This is a genomic window from Chenggangzhangella methanolivorans (assembly GCF_042648545.1).
GTDB classification, from domain to species: Bacteria; Pseudomonadota; Alphaproteobacteria; order Rhizobiales; family Methylopilaceae; genus Methylopila; species Methylopila methanolivorans.
On sequence record NZ_JBHRXS010000006.1, the window covers coordinates 1,272,943 to 1,290,188 of the forward strand.

13 protein-coding genes are annotated in these 17,246 nt (G+C 68.7%); 5 read left to right on the forward strand and 8 right to left on the reverse strand.

Translation table 11 applies throughout. From position 1 onward, the window contains the following. The first annotated feature begins 76 nt into the window (after window positions 1–76). Complete coding sequence (locus ACFOWB_RS17560) at window positions 77–2,335, forward strand: M4 family metallopeptidase (RefSeq protein WP_378148567.1); 2,259 nt, start codon at window positions 77–79, stop codon at window positions 2,333–2,335. A gap of 70 nt (window positions 2,336–2,405) precedes the next feature. Here ACFOWB_RS17560 and ACFOWB_RS17565 read toward each other — a convergent pair whose 3' ends face one another. From ACFOWB_RS17565 to ACFOWB_RS17580, 4 genes are all read right to left on the reverse strand, one after another. Next, window positions 2,406–3,956 carry a 2-isopropylmalate synthase gene (locus ACFOWB_RS17565; protein ID WP_378148569.1) on the reverse strand — a complete coding sequence of 517 codons (1,551 nt, stop codon included), beginning with the start codon at window positions 3,954–3,956 and terminating at the stop codon, window positions 2,406–2,408. Between the two features lie 318 nt (window positions 3,957–4,274). Beyond that, window positions 4,275–5,003: an NUDIX hydrolase gene (locus tag ACFOWB_RS17570; RefSeq protein ID WP_261403425.1), complete on the reverse strand. Its 729-nt coding sequence runs from the start codon at window positions 5,001–5,003 to the stop codon at window positions 4,275–4,277. Next, on the reverse strand, window positions 5,000–5,848 hold the full coding sequence (gene pdxY / locus ACFOWB_RS17575) for a pyridoxal kinase PdxY (RefSeq protein ID WP_378148824.1): 849 nt from the start codon (window positions 5,846–5,848) through the stop codon (window positions 5,000–5,002). Before pdxY ends, ACFOWB_RS17570 begins: the two co-directional genes overlap by 4 nt. Window positions 5,849–6,071: 223 nt before the next feature. Further along, entirely contained in the window at window positions 6,072–6,596 is a 525-nt protein-coding gene (locus tag ACFOWB_RS17580; protein WP_261403426.1) for a DedA family protein, read from the reverse strand. A gap of 200 nt (window positions 6,597–6,796) precedes the next feature. On the opposite strand from ACFOWB_RS17580, the gene ACFOWB_RS17585 reads away from it, so the two are divergent. Next, on the forward strand, window positions 6,797–8,209 hold the full coding sequence (locus ACFOWB_RS17585; protein WP_378148572.1) for a cytochrome P450: 1,413 nt from the start codon (window positions 6,797–6,799) through the stop codon (window positions 8,207–8,209). A gap of 51 nt (window positions 8,210–8,260) precedes the next feature. Here the strand turns inward: ACFOWB_RS17585 and ACFOWB_RS17590 are convergent, their stop codons facing one another. Then, complete coding sequence (locus tag ACFOWB_RS17590) at window positions 8,261–8,995, reverse strand: SDR family oxidoreductase (protein WP_261403429.1); 735 nt, start codon at window positions 8,993–8,995, stop codon at window positions 8,261–8,263. A gap of 223 nt (window positions 8,996–9,218) precedes the next feature. Between ACFOWB_RS17590 and ACFOWB_RS17595 the strand changes: the two genes are divergently transcribed. Further along, window positions 9,219–10,118, forward strand: a complete 900-nt coding sequence (locus ACFOWB_RS17595; protein WP_378148574.1) for an AraC family transcriptional regulator — start codon at window positions 9,219–9,221, stop codon at window positions 10,116–10,118. Between the two features lie 180 nt (window positions 10,119–10,298). Here ACFOWB_RS17595 and ilvC read toward each other — a convergent pair whose 3' ends face one another. From ilvC to dxs, 3 genes are all read right to left on the reverse strand, one after another. Next, on the reverse strand, window positions 10,299–11,318 hold the full coding sequence (gene ilvC, locus ACFOWB_RS17600) for a ketol-acid reductoisomerase (protein WP_378148576.1): 1,020 nt from the start codon (window positions 11,316–11,318) through the stop codon (window positions 10,299–10,301). Window positions 11,319–11,342: 24 nt separating this feature from the next. Beyond that, complete coding sequence (locus tag ACFOWB_RS17605; RefSeq protein WP_378148825.1) at window positions 11,343–11,966, reverse strand: TetR/AcrR family transcriptional regulator; 624 nt, start codon at window positions 11,964–11,966, stop codon at window positions 11,343–11,345. A 267-nt stretch (window positions 11,967–12,233) separates the two neighbouring features. Next, the gene (gene dxs / locus ACFOWB_RS17610; RefSeq protein WP_378148578.1) at window positions 12,234–14,153 is read right to left on the reverse strand and encodes a 1-deoxy-D-xylulose-5-phosphate synthase; all 1,920 of its coding nucleotides are present in this window, start codon (window positions 14,151–14,153) and stop codon (window positions 12,234–12,236) included. Between the two features lie 130 nt (window positions 14,154–14,283). Between dxs and ACFOWB_RS17615 the strand changes: the two genes are divergently transcribed. Both ACFOWB_RS17615 and ACFOWB_RS17620 read left to right on the forward strand, forming a co-directional pair. Further along, complete coding sequence (locus ACFOWB_RS17615) at window positions 14,284–15,807, forward strand: extensin family protein (RefSeq protein ID WP_378148580.1); 1,524 nt, start codon at window positions 14,284–14,286, stop codon at window positions 15,805–15,807. Window positions 15,808–15,853: 46 nt separating this feature from the next. Next, window positions 15,854–17,233 (forward strand): aminotransferase, encoded by a 1,380-nt coding sequence (locus ACFOWB_RS17620; RefSeq protein ID WP_378148582.1) that lies wholly within the window; start codon window positions 15,854–15,856, stop codon window positions 17,231–17,233. Window positions 17,234–17,246: the final 13 nt, after the last annotated feature.

Genomic DNA, 17,246 nt, shown 5'->3' on the forward strand with positions numbered 1-17,246 from the left:
CGATCACGCGCGCTTGATCTAGCATCCTGCCGCTGGACCGCATCCCATCGGTCCGTCCCGTATCGGGGGGACTGCGATGCTGGCGTCGAAGCGTGTCATTGGCGCGGCGATCGCCGTCGCGCTCTCGTCAACGGCCGCGCCTGTCGCGTGGGCGCAATCCGCGGGGCCGCTGCCCGCCTTCTCTCCCAAGGCCGCCGAAGTGGTCCTCAACGCGCGCACCGGGCTCGTGGCCTGGATGTCGGGCGTGGGCGGCGGCCCTGTCGCCAGCGCCCTAGGCCAGGGCGGCGCGGCGAGCTTCGAACAGGCCGCGGCAGGGTTCCTCAGCCAGCAGTCGACCGCCTTCGGCCTTCGCTCGGGGAGCGCCGAACTCTCGCCGGTCAAGACCTCGACCGACGCGTCGGGCCGCGGTTTCGTGCGCTTCCAGCAGACCTATAAGGGCGTTCCGATCATCGGCGCCGAGCTCGTTGTGCAGGTCGGCGCCTCCCGCGACGTGATGTCGGCGAGCGGCCGCAGCGTCGGCGACATTTCGGTCTCGACCCAGCCGGGCGTCGCCGGCGACGGGGCGCGCAAGACCGCGGTCTCCTCGACCGCGCGCGTTCACGGGGCGCCGGAGACCGATCTCGTCGCGGCCGAGCCGGTCCTGTCCATCCACGACGCCCGGGTGATGGGCGGCCCGCCGGCTCCGCCGGCGCTCGTCTGGCGCGTGGACGTGACCAGCAAGACCCGCGAGGACCTGCGCCAGATCGTGCTGGTCGACGCGCAGAACGGACGGGTCGCCGTCACCTTCAACCAGGCGGCGCACGCAGCGCCGGCCAACGCCCTGCAATGGGTCTGCGACGCCGGGAACGCCGTCGCAAAGGTGCCCTGCACGCAGGCCGACGCGGTCTCCAACCCGACCGGCAGCGACGTGCCGGACGTCAAGCTCGCCGCCAAATTCGCCGAGTCGACCTACGACTTCTACGCCCGCCGCTTCGATCGCAACAGCCTCGACGACGCGGGTCTCCGGCTGGTCTCGACCGTGCGCTTCCAGCGCACCGCAGGTCAGGACTACCAGAACGCGTTCTGGAGCGGCGATCTCGGACAGATGGTCTACGGCAAGGACTTCGCAACCGCGGAGGACGTCGTGGGCCATGAGCTCAGCCACGGCTTCACCGACTTCTCGTCGAGCCTTTTCTACTACTATCAGTCGGGCGCGCTGAACGAGTCGCTGTCGGACATCTTCGGCGATCTCGTGCAGCGCTCGCACGACACCGGCGACGGCTGGCTGCTCGGCGAGGATCTGCCGATCGGCGCGATCCGCAACATGAAGGATCCGACGATCTCGCCGAACCCGGCGCTGTTTCCGGCCCAGCCAGACAAGATGACGAGCACGCTCTGGACCGGCGACTTCAGCTTCCGCGACCAGGGCGGCGTTCACGTCAACAGCGGCGTGGGCAACAAGGCCGCCTATCTGATCACCGACGGCGACACCTTCAACGGCCAGACCGTCAAGGGCCTCGGGATCGACAAGGCCGCGGCGATCTTCTACCGCGTGAACAACTTCATCCTGACGTCGTCGAGCGACTACGCCGACTTCGGCAACGCGATGAAGCAGTCCTGCAAGGATCTCATCGGCAGCCGCCCGAAGAACAAGAAGGGCGTCGCGAAAGCCGCCATCACCGCCGACGACTGCAAGGAAGTCGCCAAGGCGGTGACCGCCACCGAGATGAGCAAGGACCCGCAATACTGGCCGATTCCGGCCGAGGCGGGCGTCTGCCCGAGCGGCAAGACCGCCAAATACAAGCTCTTCGAGACCTTCGAGGCGACCGACACGACGTCGTACAAGTTCCAGGGCTCGGACTTCCACTGGAGCGTCGTGGACAATTACGCCGCGAGCAACTTCCACGCGCTCTACGCGTCAGGCGGCGGCCAGTACGACACCAATCTCGCATCGACCGACAACGCCAAGATTCCGGCCAAGGCCTATCTGCGCTTCGCGCACTACTACAACCTCTACACCAATTCAGCCGGCTCATCGGCGGGCGGCGTGGTCGAATACAGCGTGAACAACGGCGACTGGCAGCGCGTGCCGGCCACGATGTTCAAGGACAATCCGTACAACACCACCATCAGGACCGACACCGGCAGCGCGTTCGCGGGTCAGGCGGCCTTCTCGGGCTTCTCTGGCGGATGGACGTCGAGCCGGATCGACCTGTCGTCGCTCTCCGGCAAGAAGGTGAAGTTCCGCTTCCGGATGGCGACCGATTTCGACGGCGCCTGGGACGGCTGGATCATCGACGACGTCCGCCTCTACACCTGCGGGTCGTCGAAGGCCGACGTCGCCTCGGCCGAGTGACGGCGGAGCGGCGAAGAGAATAGACGAGGCCGGCGAAAGCCGGCCTCGTTCCGTCACCCGCCCATCAGGCTCAGGCGCTGATGGCGGCCTGCGGGTTGATCTTGCCGCGCTTGGCCGAGAGCTTGTTGAGCGCCGCCACATAGGCCTTCGCCGACGCCACCAGCGTGTCGGGATCGGCGACCTTGGCCGTGACGGTCTTGCCGTCCTCTTCCAGCCGAACCGAGACCTCGGCCTGCGCGTCCGTGCCCTCGGTCACCGCGTGGACCTGGTAGAGCTCGAGCGACGCCTCATGCGGCACCACGCGGCGGATCGCGTTGAAGATCGCGTCCACCGGGCCGTTGCCGGACGACTGCACGGTCGTGTGCACGCCCTCGATGTCCAGCGTCAGCGTCGCGGACTGCGGGCCCATGGTGCCGGCGATGACGGTCAGCGACAGCACCTTGATGCGGTCGTGGCCCGAGGCGATCTGGTTGTCGACGATCGCCTCGATGTCTTCGTCATAGACGTGCTTCTTGCGGTCGGCGAGATCCTTGAAGCGCTGGAAGGCGTCCTGCAGCGCGTTCTCGCCGAGCTCGTAGCCGAGCGCCTTCAGCTTGTCCTTGAAGGCGGCGCGGCCGGAATGCTTGCCCATGACGAGCGAGGTCTTGGTGAGGCCGACGGACGCCGGCGTCATGATCTCGTAGGTCTCGTTGTGCTTCAGCATCCCGTCCTGATGGATGCCGCTCTCATGCGCGAAGGCGTTCTTGCCGACGATCGCCTTGTTGTACTGCACCGGGAACGAGGTCGCGGCGGAGACGAGCCGCGAGGCGCGGGTCAGCATCGTCGACTCGATCGCGGTGTCCCACGGCAGCACGTCATTGCGGGTGCGCAGGGCCATCACGACCTCTTCGAGCGCCGCGTTGCCCGCGCGCTCGCCGATGCCGTTGATGGTGCACTCGATCTGCCGCGCGCCGCCGGCGAGGCCGGCCAAGGAGTTGGCGACCGCGAGGCCCAGATCATTGTGGCAGTGGGTCGAGAAGATGACCTGGTCGGCGCCCGGCACGCGCTCGCGCACCTGGCGGAACATGTCGCCATACTCTTCCGGCGTCGCGTAACCGACGGTGTCGGGCAGGTTGATCGTGGTGGCGCCCGCCTTGATCGCGGTCTCGACCGCGCGGCAGAGATACTCGATCGAGGTCCGGGTCGCGTCCATCGCCGACCACTCGACGTCGTCGACGAGGTTGCGGGCTTGGCTGACCGTCGCCTGGATGATCTCGATCACCTGATCCTCGGTCTTGCGCATCTGGTGCGCGAGATGGATCGGCGAGGTGGAGACGAAGGTGTGGATGCGGCCGCGCCGGGCGTGGCGCACCGCCTCTCCGCAGCGGGCGATGTCGCCCGGAATGGCGCGGGCGAGGCCCGCCACCGTCGCGTTCTCGGTGCGGCGGGCGATCTCGGCCACGGCCTCGAAGTCGCCGTTCGAGGCGATCGGGAAGCCGGCCTCGATGATGTCGACGCCCATCCGGTCGAGGAGGCTTGCGACTTCGAGCTTCTCCTCGAACGTCATGGTCGCGCCGGGGCATTGCTCGCCGTCGCGCAGCGTCGTGTCGAAAATGACGACGCGGTCCTTGGAAGCGGTCATTGGGGGTCAGTCCTTCGGTCCGGCGCGGTCTTGGCTATGGCCCTCAGGCCTTTGGCGCGCGCCTGTCGTTTACGTCTCGTCTTGCGGCTGTTCCAGATCCCCTGAGCGCCAGGGCGTGCGACGCCCCGCCGGCCCTCAGGGGCGGCTAAGGAGAAGCAGCGCGCGAAGCGACGTCCGGCCCGAAAGCGCCGTGGTCAGGTCTGCGATGATGACGCTGGTCGCGCGCATCGAGTGAAACGTCCGAAGCCGAAAAGGAACGCGACAGGCGGAAGGACGCCCGCGCGACGCATGTGAATTTACGTCGAATGTCGCGCGGGATCAATCCGCTGCGAGGATCGCCGCGACGGCGGCTCTTGCATAGGGCGGAATCTCCGGCCCGAGCGGGTCGCCCAGTCGCTTCATGACCAGCTCGGACAGCTCCGGCTCCGGATCGGCGGCGAGATGCGCCCTCGCCTTGGCAAGCAGCGCCTCGGCGCTGAAGCGAGAACGGAAGACGCGGATGTAGCCGACGAGCGGGCCATGGAACACGGCGAGCCGACGTTCGGTAGGAACGGCGTCCTCCTCGCCAAGCCCCGTCTCCTCATGCAGCTCCCGTTCGATCGACCCTTCGAGATCGACGGTCTCGCCCACGACGTCGCCGAGATCGGGCGTTCCGCAGGGAAAGTAGACCCGGCCGGCGTTGGCCGTGTGGTCGCCCATGCGGCCGAGCAGCACGGCGCCGTCCGACGAGACCACGGCGGCGGCTCCGAAGACGTTCAGCAGCGGGCGCGTCTCGGCGGGGATCAAGCGCCGCCAGATCATCAGCGAAAAGCCGACCTCCCGGAACGCGACGTCGAGCGCCCCGTCCCGGACGTCGGCGCTCTCGCCGAGCAGCACACGGCCGTCGAACATCTTCGGCTTTTCGGCCAGCGCCTTTTTCCACTCGCGCGCGATGGCGTCGCGCTCGCCCGCCTCGGCCGCATGGGGTCCGGAAAGAAGACGGGCGGCGACGCCGGAGACCGGAACCACCCGGGGCGCTCCGGGCGCGTTGTCGAGATCCGCGCTCACGCGGGCTCTGGTTCGAACACGCGGGACGGCGAAACGAACTCCTCCTGCGCCGCCACGGTGAGGATCTCGCGCGAGCCCGCCTCGGCCGTCGCCTTCAGCACGCCGTAGATCGAGGAGGCGGCGCGTTTCAGCGCCTCCGCCGCCGAGCGGGTCTGGAGCAGATGCGCGAAGAACAGCGCCGCCGTCGCGTCGCCCGCGCCATTGACCGAAATCGGCAGCAGCGGCGTGCGGAGCCGCCACACCCCCTCCCCGTCGACCGCCAGCATCTCGATCGCGTCGGCGGGCGTCTCGTCGATCTGCAGGCTCGTCAGCAGCACCACGCCCGGCCCCGTCGCCCGAAGCGCCTCGATGGCGGCCTTGGCGTCGGCGAGCGTCGCGATCTCGCGCCCGGTGAGCAGCGCGAGCTCGAACTGGTTGGGCGTCGCGACGTCGGAGGCCGGGACCGCCTTGTCGCGCATGAACTCCGGCACGCCCGGCCGCACGAACACGCCGCGGCCGACGTCGCCGATCACCGGATCGCAGCAATAGAGCGCCTGGGGGTTCGCGGCCTTCACCCGAGCCGCCGCGTCGAGGATCGCCTCGCCGATCGCCGCCTCGCCCATGTAGCCGGAGAGGATCCCGTCGCAGGCTCCCATGACGCCGCGCTCTTCGACGCCCGCCACCACCTCGCGGATCGTCTCGGGCGGGAACACCGGCCCACGCCAGGCGCCGTAGCCGGTGTGGTTGGAGAACTGCACCGTGTTGACGGCCCAGACCTCATGGCCAAGCCGCTGCAGCGGAAACGCAGCGGAGGCGTTGCCGACATGGCCGTAGGCGACGTGGGACTGGATCGAGAGGATGTTCATCGGCGCAGCGCCCGAGACCGTGAGCGATCCGCCTTCTAACGCCGCCCTGAGCCCTGCGTCGAGGCTGCATCGAGCGAGGGCGCGCTTCAAGACGCCTGCTCCGCAGGCTCCCCAGCATAAAGAGCGTCGGAGCGCTGCAAGAGCGAAACAACCCTCATGCGGAGGAGCCGTCCGTCAGGACGGCGTCTCGAAGCACGCAGTTCGCTGATGCAGGGCACCCCCGTCAAGCGAGCCCGTAATGCCTCAGCAGCGCGGCGCCGGGCGCCAGCAGCACATAGGCCCAGACCACGGCCGAAGACGCGTTCGCGAGCTGGAACAGCCAAAACGGCATCTGGAACATGCCGGCGACGAAGGGCACGAAGGAGCGGATCGGGCTGATGAAGCGGCACACGAACACGGCCGCCATGCCCCACCGCTCCACGATGCCTTTGGTGCGCTCGATGATCTGGGGTCGGTCCCTCACGGCCTTCCAGTTCAGGACCGGCTCCTTGAAGCGGTAACCGAGCCAGTAGGAGATCCAGTCTCCGATGAAGCCGCCGAGCGCGACGCCGGCGAAGATCGGCCAGAACGCGATGTTGCTCGCCCCGATCAGCGCCCCCACCCCGACGAAGATCGGCGTCGAGGGCACGGCGAGCGACAGGCCCACGATCGATTCGAGCATCGCCAGCACGAACACGATGAACGGCGCCCAGGCCTGGTGCTCGCGCACGAATTCGAGCGCGGTCTGGATCAGGCTGTCGAACGTCATTTAAGGGCCGCGGAATTCAGGGGAGGAACGCCGCTTGTGTCGGGTTTCGACACCGCCCGCAAGGCGCCGGTGCGTGAACGGGCGCCGCCGGACAGGTGCCTGACAGGGGGGAGACGATGCCGCTTGCCTCACCCGCCGCCTCCGCTAAGGTTGCGGCTCCGCTGACAGCTTCGTCGTTTTCGGCCTTTTCGGACGATCTCTTGCCGCGCGCCACCGCCCGTCCCGCACCGTCTCCGAAGAGCGCGCCCGTCACGGCCTCGCCGGCTCCGATCCCGGTGTTTCCGCCGCGGCCGGCGAAGCCGCTGTCGACGTTCCAGATCATCCGCACCGCGACCACGAACTCGCTCTCGGTCTGCGACGAGCAGATGTTCGACGACCTCATCGTGTCGCGGCGCTACGGCACGCTGCGGCTCGTGGTGGTGAGCGATCCCGAGGCGGTCCGGCAAGTGCTGCTCGACAAGTTCGACCAGTATCCGCGCTGGACCAACACCCGCCGTCTGTTCGAGTTCGAGCTCAACACCGGCACGCTTTCGAGCGAGGGCGAGGTGTGGCGCCGCCATCGGCGCGCCGCGACGCCCGTCATCGACCCGCGTTCGATCGCCCCCGACCTCGACGCCATGATCGCGATCGCCGAGCGCCGCGCGCTGCAGCTTCACGCCCACGCCCGCAGCGGCGCGGTCGTCGACATGCAGGACTGGCTCACCCGCTATTCGACGCGGATCTGGAACCATGTGGTGACCGGCGGCGACCCTGCGGGCGTGCCGATGATGAAGTGGTTCTCGCGCGTTCCGCACAAGCCGCGCGTGCTCGACCTCGTGCCGCAGCCCAAATGGATGTCGGACCTCCGCCGCATGCGGCGCGGCGCGGAATCCGCGGAGGCGAACGCCACGCTCGACCGCCTCATCGCAGAGCGGCGCGACCCAAACTACCAGGGCGCGCGCGACATGATCTGGCGCATGGTCCACGCGATCGACAGGGGCACCAACGAGCCGCTGCCGGCTTCGGAAGCGCGCGACGAGGCCGCGAGCCTCATCACCGGCGGCATCGCCACGGTGCGGGCGATGACGTGGATCTGGTATCTGCTCGCGATCGACCCGGAGGTCGAGGCGCGGTTCCACGCCGAGATCGACGAGGTGCTGGGGAGCGGCCAGATCGATCCCTCGGCGATGACGCGCATGCCCTATGTGCGGCGGGTTCTCGACGAGTCGATGCGGCTCTATCCGCCGATCCCCGCCATCATGCGCATGGCGGCGCAAGACGACGAGCTCTGCGGGGTCAAGGTGCCGGCCAACGCCGTGACGCTGGTGATGCCCTGGATCATCCACCGGCACCGCAAGCTCTGGACCGATCCCGACCGCTTCGATCCCGACCGCTTCCTGCCGGAAAACTCCGTGGGCCGCCCGCGCCTCGCCTATCTGCCCTTCGCCATGGGCCCTCGGGTCTGCATCGCGGCCGCGGTCGCGATCCAGCAGCTCATGATCGGGATCTCGGTGCTGGCGCGAAAGTTCAGGTTCCGGCTCGCGGACGGCCACGAGGTGCGGCCGGCCGGAGCGGTGAGCCTTCGCGTCCACGAAGGCCTCTACATGACCGTCGAACGCCGTCGCGGCGGATGACGGGGCGCCGGCCCCATCCGCTCAGCGGACGGGGCCGACTGGTCGTTGGTCTCAGTACAGGCTCGCGGTCGGCCGCACGATGATCTCGTTGACGTCGACGCCGTCCGGCTGCCCGACCGCATAGGCCACGGCGCCGGCGATCGCGTCGGCCGGGATCGAGACCTCGCGGAACGCGTCCAGCATCTCCTGCGCGCCCTTGTCGGTCGTGGTGTTGGCGAGCTCGGACTCGGTGACGCCGGGCGAGATGACGGTGACGCGCACATCCTTGTTCTCGAGCCGGACGCCGTCCGAGATCGCAACCACCGCGTATTTGGTGGCGCAGTAGACCGCGCAGTTGGCCCAGACCTGATGGCCGCCGATCGACGAGACGTTGACGAAGTGACCGGCCCCCTGGCGCTTGAACAGCGGAAGCGCGGCCGCGATCCCGTGCAGGACGCCACGGATGTTCACGTCGATCATCCGGTTCCACTCGTCGATCTTGAGCGCCTCGAGCGGCGCGAGCGGCATCACGCCCGCGTTGTTCATCAGCGTGTCGAGCTTGCCGAAGCGCTCGACCGCGAACTCGACGAAGCCGCGCATGTCCTCGAGGTCGACGACGTCGAGAGCGCGGAACGCCGCCTCCCCGCCCTCGGCCTCGATCTCGGCCACGATCTTCTCCAGCCGGTCGGTGCGGCGCGCGCCGAGCACGACCTTGGCGCCTTCTTTCGCGAGACGACGCGCGGTCGCCTCGCCGATGCCGCTGCTCGCGCCGGTGATCGCGACGACTTTGCCCTTGAGGTTCGACATCTGCTCATCCCTTCGGTTTCGAAGGCGCCGTCCGTCGGCGCCGGTCGACGGGGAACATGGCGAGACGAGAGGCCGAACCTGTAGACCGATCCTCCCGACCTCTTGCACGATCCTCCAAGATCGCTTGTCCGCACTCGCTTCCGACCACGCGATGCGCTTTGGTCAGGCCATGGATAACGGTGCGCCGCGCCTCATATCCGAGGGCGAAGCACAGGAGGCGCCAATGGCGAGCTCAAGCGATCTCGCGGAGCTGATTGACCGATACGCCGAGCGCGAGGGCCTCATCGAGGAGACCGCCCTGCCGCGCGTGATGCTGGTGAAGTCGACTCGGCGCACAGAGCCGATCCACTCGATGCAGAGCGCTGCGGTCTGCATCATCGCCTCGGGGCGCAAGCGCGTGATGCTTGGCCAGGACGTCTTCACCTACGACCCCGAACAGTACCTGATCGCGAGCGTCGACCTGCCTCTGGTCGGCGAGGTCATCGAGGCGACGCCGGAAGAGCCCTATCTCTGCTTCGTGCTGAAGCTCGACCCCGCGATGCTCGCCTCGATGCTGGTCGAGTTCAGCGTCGAGCGAAGCCGCGCCGCGCAAACAGGGCCTGCGCTGTCGCTCGGAAAAGTCTCGCCGGAACTGCTCGACGCCGCGGTGCGGCTGATGCGGCTGCTCGAAACGCCCGCCGATATCCCGGCGCTCGCCCCGCTCGCGGAACGCGAGATCCTTTACCGGCTCATGCGCGGCGGGGAGGCCGAAAAGCTCGGCGAGATCGCGCTCGCCGACGGGCGTCTCGGCCAGGTCAACCGCGCGATCGACTGGATCAAGCGCAATTTTCGCGAGCCGTTCGAGATGGATGCGGTGTGCGCCGAGGCGCGCATGAGCCAGTCGGCGCTGCACGCGCATTTCAAGTCGGTGACGCTGATGAGCCCGCTGCAATACCAGAAGCAGCTGCGCCTTCAGGAGGCGCGGAGGCTGATCCTGACGAGGTCCGCGGACGCGGCCGGCGCGGGGCACGCGGTCGGCTACGACAGCCCGTCGCAGTTTTCGCGGGAGTACCGCAGGCTGTTCGGCGCGCCGCCGATGCGGGACGGGGAGCGGCTCAGGGCCGAGGGGGCGTGGGCGGGGTAAGCGCCGACGTCATGCCCGCATCTTCGCGGGTATCCACGACTTCGGCGCAGAGCTCCACGTTCCCAGGAAGTCGTGGATACCCGGCTCCGCCGGGCATGACGGCCTGAGGATCGGTCGCCTCAAACGAAAAACGCGGCGGGATCGCTCCCGCCGCGCTTCTCAGTCCGATCTTCAGAAAACTCAGTTCTTCGTCTTGTCGACCATCGCCTTGGCCTTGATCCACGGCATCATGTCGCGAAGCTTGGCGCCGACTTCCTCGATCTGGTGCGCGTCGTTGCGGGCGCGGGTGGCCTTGAACGAGGTCTGGTTGACCTTGTTCTCGAGCATCCAGTTGCGGGTGAAGACGCCCGTCTGGATGTCGTTCAGCACCTTCTTCATCTCGGCCTTGGTCTCGGCCGTGATGATGCGCGGGCCCGTGACGTACTCGCCATATTCGGCAGTGTTGGAGATCGAGTAGTTCATGTTGGCGATGCCGCCCTCATAGATGAGGTCGACGATCAGCTTCACCTCGTGCAGGCACTCGAAATAGGCCATCTCGGGCGCGTAGCCGCCCTCGACCAGCGTCTCGAAGCCGGCGCGGATCAGCTCGACCAGGCCGCCGCAGAGCACGGCCTGCTCGCCGAAGAGGTCGGTCTCGCACTCTTCCTTGAAGGTGGTCTCGATGATGCCGGCGCGGCCGCCGCCGTTGGCCGCGGCGTACGAGAGACCGATGTCGTGGGCGTTGCCCGAGGCGTCCTGGTAGATCGCGATCAGCGACGGCACGCCGCCGCCCTTAAGGTATTCGCCGCGCACGGTGTGGCCCGGGCCCTTCGGGGCGACGAGCAGCACGTCGAGGTCCTTGCGGGGCTCGATCAGGTTGAAGTGGACCGAGAGGCCGTGGGCGAACAGGAGCGCCGCGCCTTCTTTCAGGTTCGGCTCGAGGCTCTCCTTGTAGATGTCGGCCTGGAGCTCGTCGGGGGTGAGCATCATCACGACGTCGGCGGCCTTGGCGGCCTCGGCCGGCGACAGCACCTTGAAGCCCTCGGCCTCGGCCTTCTTGGCGGTCGCCGAGCCCGGACGCAGGCCCACGATGATGCCTGGCACGCCCGAGTCGCGCAGGTTCAGCGCATGGGCGTGGCCCTGGGAGCCGTAGCCGATGATAGCGACCTGCTTGCCCTTGATGAGGTTGAGATCGGCGTCGCGATCGTAATAGACGCGCATGTTTGTTGTCCTTTCCCTTGGGATTCAATGCGACTTCGGTGAGCCGGCTTTCGCCGGGGTTCTCTCCGCCCCGTAGAGGGCGAGAAACTGGGTTGCGGCGCGGGCGGCGTCGGCTGCGATCACGCCCGCGTCCATCGGAGGATGGTCGCCGAGCAGCAGGCGGATCTGCACGTCGCGGCCCATCAGGCCGAAGAAGGTCCGGAACGCTTCTTCCGCGTCCTCGAAGGCCACGAGCCCCGCCGCGCGGGCGTCGAGCAGCAGCGTTTTCAGCCGCTCGCCAATCGCGAAGCGGCCGTTCGCGAGCATCAGCGGCCCGAGAGCCCCCGCCTGCCCGATGGCGACGCGGTTCAACGCCACGGAGGTGTCGGAGGCGATGACGCTCAGCCAGTTGGCCGCGAAGGCCTCGAGGCTTTCGCGAAGCGCCCCAGCGTCGAGATGCTGGCGATCGTAAGCGCCGGCGCGCACCTTCGACGCCTGCCACCGCACGGTCGCGGTCAGCAGGCCGTCGCGGTCGCCGAACCACTTGTAGAGCGTCTCCTTCGAGCACCGCGCGCGCTGGGCCACCGCCGTCATCGTGAGAGCGGCCGCGCCCTTCTCGACGAGCAGCGCCAGCACGGCGTCGAGCACCGCCTCGCGTCGTTCGGTCATCTCTTCGCCGGGCGCGCCGGTGGTGTCGAGGTCGCTCACAATCGCCGTACCGTACGTTACGGTTCGGCTCTATGCCGGAAGACGGGGTCGGTTTCAAGGTCCCTTTCGACGCCTGGTCGCGGGAATCTTTTCGGGCTCCGAAACACCGCCGTCATCCCGGCCGAAGAGCAGGGATCCAGGACCATCGACTTCTGAGGGCTTCGCGGCGCCGGCGTTCATCGATTCCGGGGTCAAGCCCGGGATGACGGCCGCGGTTCCTGAGCGCCCTCAGGCGCGCAGCGCGGCCCGCACGTCGCGGCCGAGCGCGGAAAGCGCCGTGGCTGCGATCGCCTTGGCGTCCAGGCCGGCGTCCGAAACCTGCCGCTCGGGCTTGTCGTGCTCGATGAAACGATCCGGCAGGCCGAGCGTGCGGATCTTGAGGCCGCGATCGAGCGCGCCCTCCATGGCGAGAAGCTGCAGCACGGCCGCGCCGAAACCGCCGGCCTCGGCCGCCTCCTCGATCGTCACCATCACCTCGTGCTCGCGCGCGAGCCGCAGCAGCAGCGCGCGGTCGAGGGGCTTCGCGAAGCGCGCGTCGACGACGGTCGCCGAGACGCCCTTCAGCGCGAGTTCCTCGGCCGCTTCCTGCGCCGCCTTGAGGCGGGTGCCGAGCGAGACCAGCGCCACCGTCGTACCCTCGCGCACGATGCGCCCGCGGCCGATCGGCAGCACGCGGCCGCGCAAGGGCAGCTCGACGCCCACGCCCTCGCCGCGCGGATAACGGAAGGCGCTCGGGCCGTCGTCATAGGCGGCTGCGGTCGCAACCATGTGGACGAGCTCCGCCTCGTCGGCGGGCGCCATCAGCACGAAGTCGGGCAGGCAGCCGAGGAAAGCGAGATCGTAAGCGCCGGCATGCGTCGCCCCGTCGGCGCCGACGAGGCCGGCGCGGTCGAGGGCGAAGCGCACGGGCAGCTTCTGAATCGCGACGTCGTGGACCACCTGGTCATAGGCGCGCTGCAGGAACGTCGAGTAGATGGCGCAGAACGGGCGCAGGCCTTCGGTAGCGAGGCCCGCCGCAAACGTCACCGCGTGCTGCTCGGCGATGCCGACGTCGAAGGTGCGCTGCGGAAACGCTTTGCCGAAGAGGTCGAGCCCCGTGCCGCCCGGCATCGCAGCGGTGATCGCGACGATCCGGTCGTCGCTTTCGGCCTCGCGGATCAGGCTCTCGGCGAACACCTTGGTGTAGCTCGGGGCGTTGGCCTTGGGCTTGGCCTGCGCGCCCGAGACCACGTCGAAGGCCGAAACGCCGTGATACTTGTCGGCGCTGGCTTCCGCGGGCGCGTAGCCCTTGCCCTTCTGCGTCACGACATGGACGAGGATCGGCCCGAGATCGGCGTCGCGGACGTTCCTGAGCACCGGGAGCAGATGCTCGAGATTGTGGCCGTCGATCGGGCCGACATAGTAGAAGCCGAGCTCCTCGAACAGCGTGCCGCCCATGGCGAAGCCGCGGGCGTATTCCTCGGCCCGCTGCGCGCCGCGCTCGACGAACTTCGGCAGGCGCTTGGCGAGCCCCTTGCCGATGTCGCGCAGCGACAGATAGGTGCGGCCCGAGGCGAGCCGCGCGAGATAAGCCGACATCGCGCCGGTGGGCGGGGCGATCGACATGTCGTTGTCGTTAAGGATGACGACGAGCCGCGAGCCGAGATGGCCGGCGTTGTTCATCGCCTCATAGGCCATGCCGGCCGACATGGCGCCGTCGCCGATCACCGCCACGACGTTGTTGGCCGCGCCCGTGAGGTCGCGCGCCACCGCCATGCCGAGGCCGGCGGAGATCGAGGTGGACGAGTGCCCGGCGCCGAAGGGATCGTATTCGCTCTCGGCGCGGCGGGTGAAGCCCGAGAGCCCGTCGCCCTTGCGCAAGGTGCGGATGCGGTCGCGGCGGCCGGTGATGATCTTGTGCGGATAGCACTGGTGGCCGACGTCCCAGATCAGCCGGTCGCGCGGCGTGTCGAAGACGTGGTGGAGCGCGACCGTCAGCTCGACCACGCCGAGCCCGGCGCCCAGATGCCCGCCGGTGACCGAGACCGCGTCGATGGTCTCGCGCCGCAGCTCGTCCGCGAACTGGCGCAGCTCCGCGTCGTCGAGCGCCCGGAGATCCTCGGGCGTATCGACTCGGTCGAGCAGCGGAGTGGCGGACGGGAGGGTCACTTCGGAGATGACTGCCACGTTAAGAAAATGAGGCGGGAGGGTTACACGAGCCCTTGGAGCCGCGCAAACCCGCCGCTTCACGACCTTGGTCGGCTTGTAGATAGGCGCCGGCGCGCAAGTTACGGAGGGCATGAGGCTATTTTTCGGCTGCGCCGCGGCTCTCGCTCTGGCGCTCCTTTGGTCCGCCCCGGCTGCGGCGATGCGGCCTGCGGCGCTTGGCGGCGCTGCGCCTGCGCTCGAGTCGCAGGCGCAGTTCCGGTTCCCCTGGGAATCGCGCGCGCCAAAGCGCAAGACCCGCCAGAAGCGGCCGCCCCGCCCCAACAAGGCGCGGACGGAACGGCGCGCGGCGCCCGACCGGGCCAAGAAGACGCCCGCCGCCCCTACGCGCCCGCTCGACCCGAAAGACGCGCTGCTGCCCGCGCTTCTGGTTCCGCTCGGCGCCCTTCCGCGCGGAGCGACGGCGCGAGAGCAGGAGAACTGGGCCGCGCTCGCCGCGCAGTTGGGCGAGCCGGCTCCCGTCCCCCTGCTTCCGCCCGAAGGGCCAGCGCCCGCCCCCGCAAATGTGATGGCGTTGCTGTCCTCGCTGCAGAAGCCGGCGCCCGTCGCGGCGCCTCAGGCTGACGAGGACGAGGACGAGACGCCCGACATGCACGTCCCGCTGCCGCCCGTGCGGCCCGGCGGCGAAACCGCGGCCGCTTCGCCGCCTCCGAACCGCGAGAGGCTTGCGCCCGAGGGCGGTCTCGCGCCGGACGGACAGGGCCTCGCGCCCGACAGCGTGCCGATCCCCTCCCCGCGTGACGAACGCAGCGCGGCGCTGAACCCCGAAGTTCCGCTGCCGCCAGAGGCTCCCGAGCCGCCCAAGGGCCCGACGCCGCCCGCGATCGAGCTTCCCGTCACCAGCCATGCGGAAGACCCGGCCTGCGCCGCGCTTGCGGACGAAAGCTTCGCGGTCGCCGAGCAGATTCCCCCGATCGAGGGACCGGGCGTCTGCGGCGGCGGGCCGCTGGTCCGGCTGACGGGCGTCAAGCGCAAGGACGGCGGGCTGATTTTGATCAAGCCCGCCGCCACCTTGCGCTGCGGAATGGCCAAGGAGCTCGCCGAGTATCTGCGCGAGGACGTCTCGCCCTCCGCCGAGGCCGCCGGGACGAAGCTCGAAAAGCTCGAGATCGCCGGCTCGTTCCAGTGCCGCGGCCGCAACGGCGCGGCAGGCGGGAAGATGAGCGAACACGGCCGCGCCAACGCCGTCGACCTTTCGGGCTTCGGCTTCGCGGACGGCAAGGAGTTCGGGATTTTCGCCGCCGAGCTCCCGGAACCCGTCAAGACCGCCGCCAAGGCCGGCGCCTGCGCGCGCTTCGCGACGGTCCTGGGGCCGGGCTCCGACGGGTTCCACGAGACCCATCTCCACATCGATCTTCAGCCGAGGCGCTCGAAGGCCAAGCTCTGCCAGTGGTCGGATCCGGAGGTCGCGAAGGCCAAGGACGAGGACAGCCAGGAGGCGGAGGCGCCGAAGCCGGCTTCCGCCAAGGACGGCGAACCCGAGAAAGCCGACGCCGGGAAGGGCGAGGCGAAGGGCGCCTCCTCCAACGCTCAGGCCTCCGGCCGCAAGGCTGATCGGCCCGACGAGCCCCTTCCGAAGCGCAGCGAGACGCCGTAAGCGCTTGGGCCACGCCGTCTCGTCCGGACGCGAAAGGCTTTAGGCGATGCTGACCAATCTCCAGGCGCGCGACGTCGCGACCGTCCTCCACCCCTATTCCAACCTCGCGACGCTGCCGAGCCAAGGCACGCTCATCCTCGAGCGCGGTCAAGGCGTTTATGTCCACGACGTCGAGGGCAAGCCCTACATCGAGGGCATGGCCGGCCTCTGGTGCAACGCGCTCGGGCACGGCGTCGAGGAGCTGGTCGAGGCGGCCGCCGAGCAGATGCGCAAGCTCCCTTTCGCGCATCTCTTCACCGGCAAGAGCCACGACCCGGCGATCGCGCTCGCCGAAAAGCTCAAGGAGCTCGCGCCGATGAAGGCCGCAAAGGTCTTCTTCACTTCCTCGGGCTCTGAAGCCAACGACACCCAGATGAAGCTCGTCTGGTACGTCAACAACGCGCTCGGCCGCCCGCAGAAGAAGAAGATCATTTCCCGCATCAAGGCCTATCACGGCGTGACGATCGCGAGCGCGAGCCTCACGGGCCTGCCCAACAACCACATCGACTTCGACCTGCCGCTGTCCTCCGTGCGCCACGCCGGCTGCCCGCATCACTGGCGTTTTGGCCATGAGGGCGAGACGGAAGCCGAATTCTCCGCGCGCCTCGCCGCCGAGCTCGACGCGCAGATCGAGGCCGAGGGACCGGAGACGGTCGCGGCTTTCATCGCGGAGCCCGTGATGGGCGCCGGCGGCGTGATCGTGCCGCCGGAGGGCTATTTCGCCGCCATCCAGCCCATCTTGGAGAAGCACGACGTGATGCTGATCTCCGACGAGGTGATCTGCGGTTTCGGTCGGCTCGGCGAGTGGTTCGGCGCGACCAAGCTCGGCATGAAGCCGGACACGGTCTCGGTCGCCAAGGCGCTCACCTCCTCGTACATCCCGCTCGGCGCGGTCATCATCCCGGACTGGATCGACGAGGCGCTCGTCGCCCAAAGCGCCAAGATCGGCGTCTTCGGCCACGGCTTCACCTATTCCGGCCACCCGGTCGCCGCCGCCGTCGGGCTGAAGACGCTCGAGATCTACGAGCGCATCAACATTCTCGGCCATGTCACTGACATCACGCCGCATTTCCAGAAGCGCCTGAAGGCGCTCGGCGACCATCCGCTGGTCGGCGAAGCCCGCGGTCTCGGGCTTGTGGGCGCGGTCGAGGTCGTGGCCGACAAGGCGGCCAAACGCGCCTTCGACCCGAAGACGGCGGTGGCCGCCAAGGTGGTGGCGTTCGCGCAGGACGAAGGCCTGATCGTGCGCGCCATCGGCGACGCGGTCGCGGTCTGCCCGCCGCTCGTGATCACCGAAGCCGAGATCGACGAGCTGTTCGACCGCCTCGGCCGCGCGCTCGACCGCGGAGAGGAATGGGTGCGGAAAGAGCGGTCGCGGGAGGGCTGAGAAACCACATCCC

Excerpts from the sequence above, each read along its gene's own strand:
- ACFOWB_RS17560 (WP_378148567.1), top strand. The coding sequence starts at position 77 with ATGCTGGCGTCGAAGCGTGTCATTGGCGCGGCGATCGCCGTCGCGCTC.
- ACFOWB_RS17565 (WP_378148569.1), bottom strand. The coding sequence starts at position 3,956 with ATGACCGCTTCCAAGGACCGCGTCGTCATTTTCGACACGACGCTGCGC.
- pdxY (WP_378148824.1), bottom strand. The coding sequence starts at position 5,848 with ATGAACATCCTCTCGATCCAGTCCCACGTCGCCTACGGCCATGTCGGC.
- ACFOWB_RS17580 (WP_261403426.1), bottom strand. The coding sequence starts at position 6,596 with ATGACGTTCGACAGCCTGATCCAGACCGCGCTCGAATTCGTGCGCGAG.
- ACFOWB_RS17590 (WP_261403429.1), bottom strand. The coding sequence starts at position 8,995 with ATGTCGAACCTCAAGGGCAAAGTCGTCGCGATCACCGGCGCGAGCAGC.
- ACFOWB_RS17595 (WP_378148574.1), top strand. The coding sequence starts at position 9,219 with ATGGCGAGCTCAAGCGATCTCGCGGAGCTGATTGACCGATACGCCGAG.
- ilvC (WP_378148576.1), bottom strand. The coding sequence starts at position 11,318 with ATGCGCGTCTATTACGATCGCGACGCCGATCTCAACCTCATCAAGGGC.
- ACFOWB_RS17605 (WP_378148825.1), bottom strand. The coding sequence starts at position 11,966 with ATGACCGAACGACGCGAGGCGGTGCTCGACGCCGTGCTGGCGCTGCTC.
- ACFOWB_RS17615 (WP_378148580.1), top strand. The coding sequence starts at position 14,284 with ATGAGGCTATTTTTCGGCTGCGCCGCGGCTCTCGCTCTGGCGCTCCTT.
- ACFOWB_RS17620 (WP_378148582.1), top strand. The coding sequence starts at position 15,854 with ATGCTGACCAATCTCCAGGCGCGCGACGTCGCGACCGTCCTCCACCCC.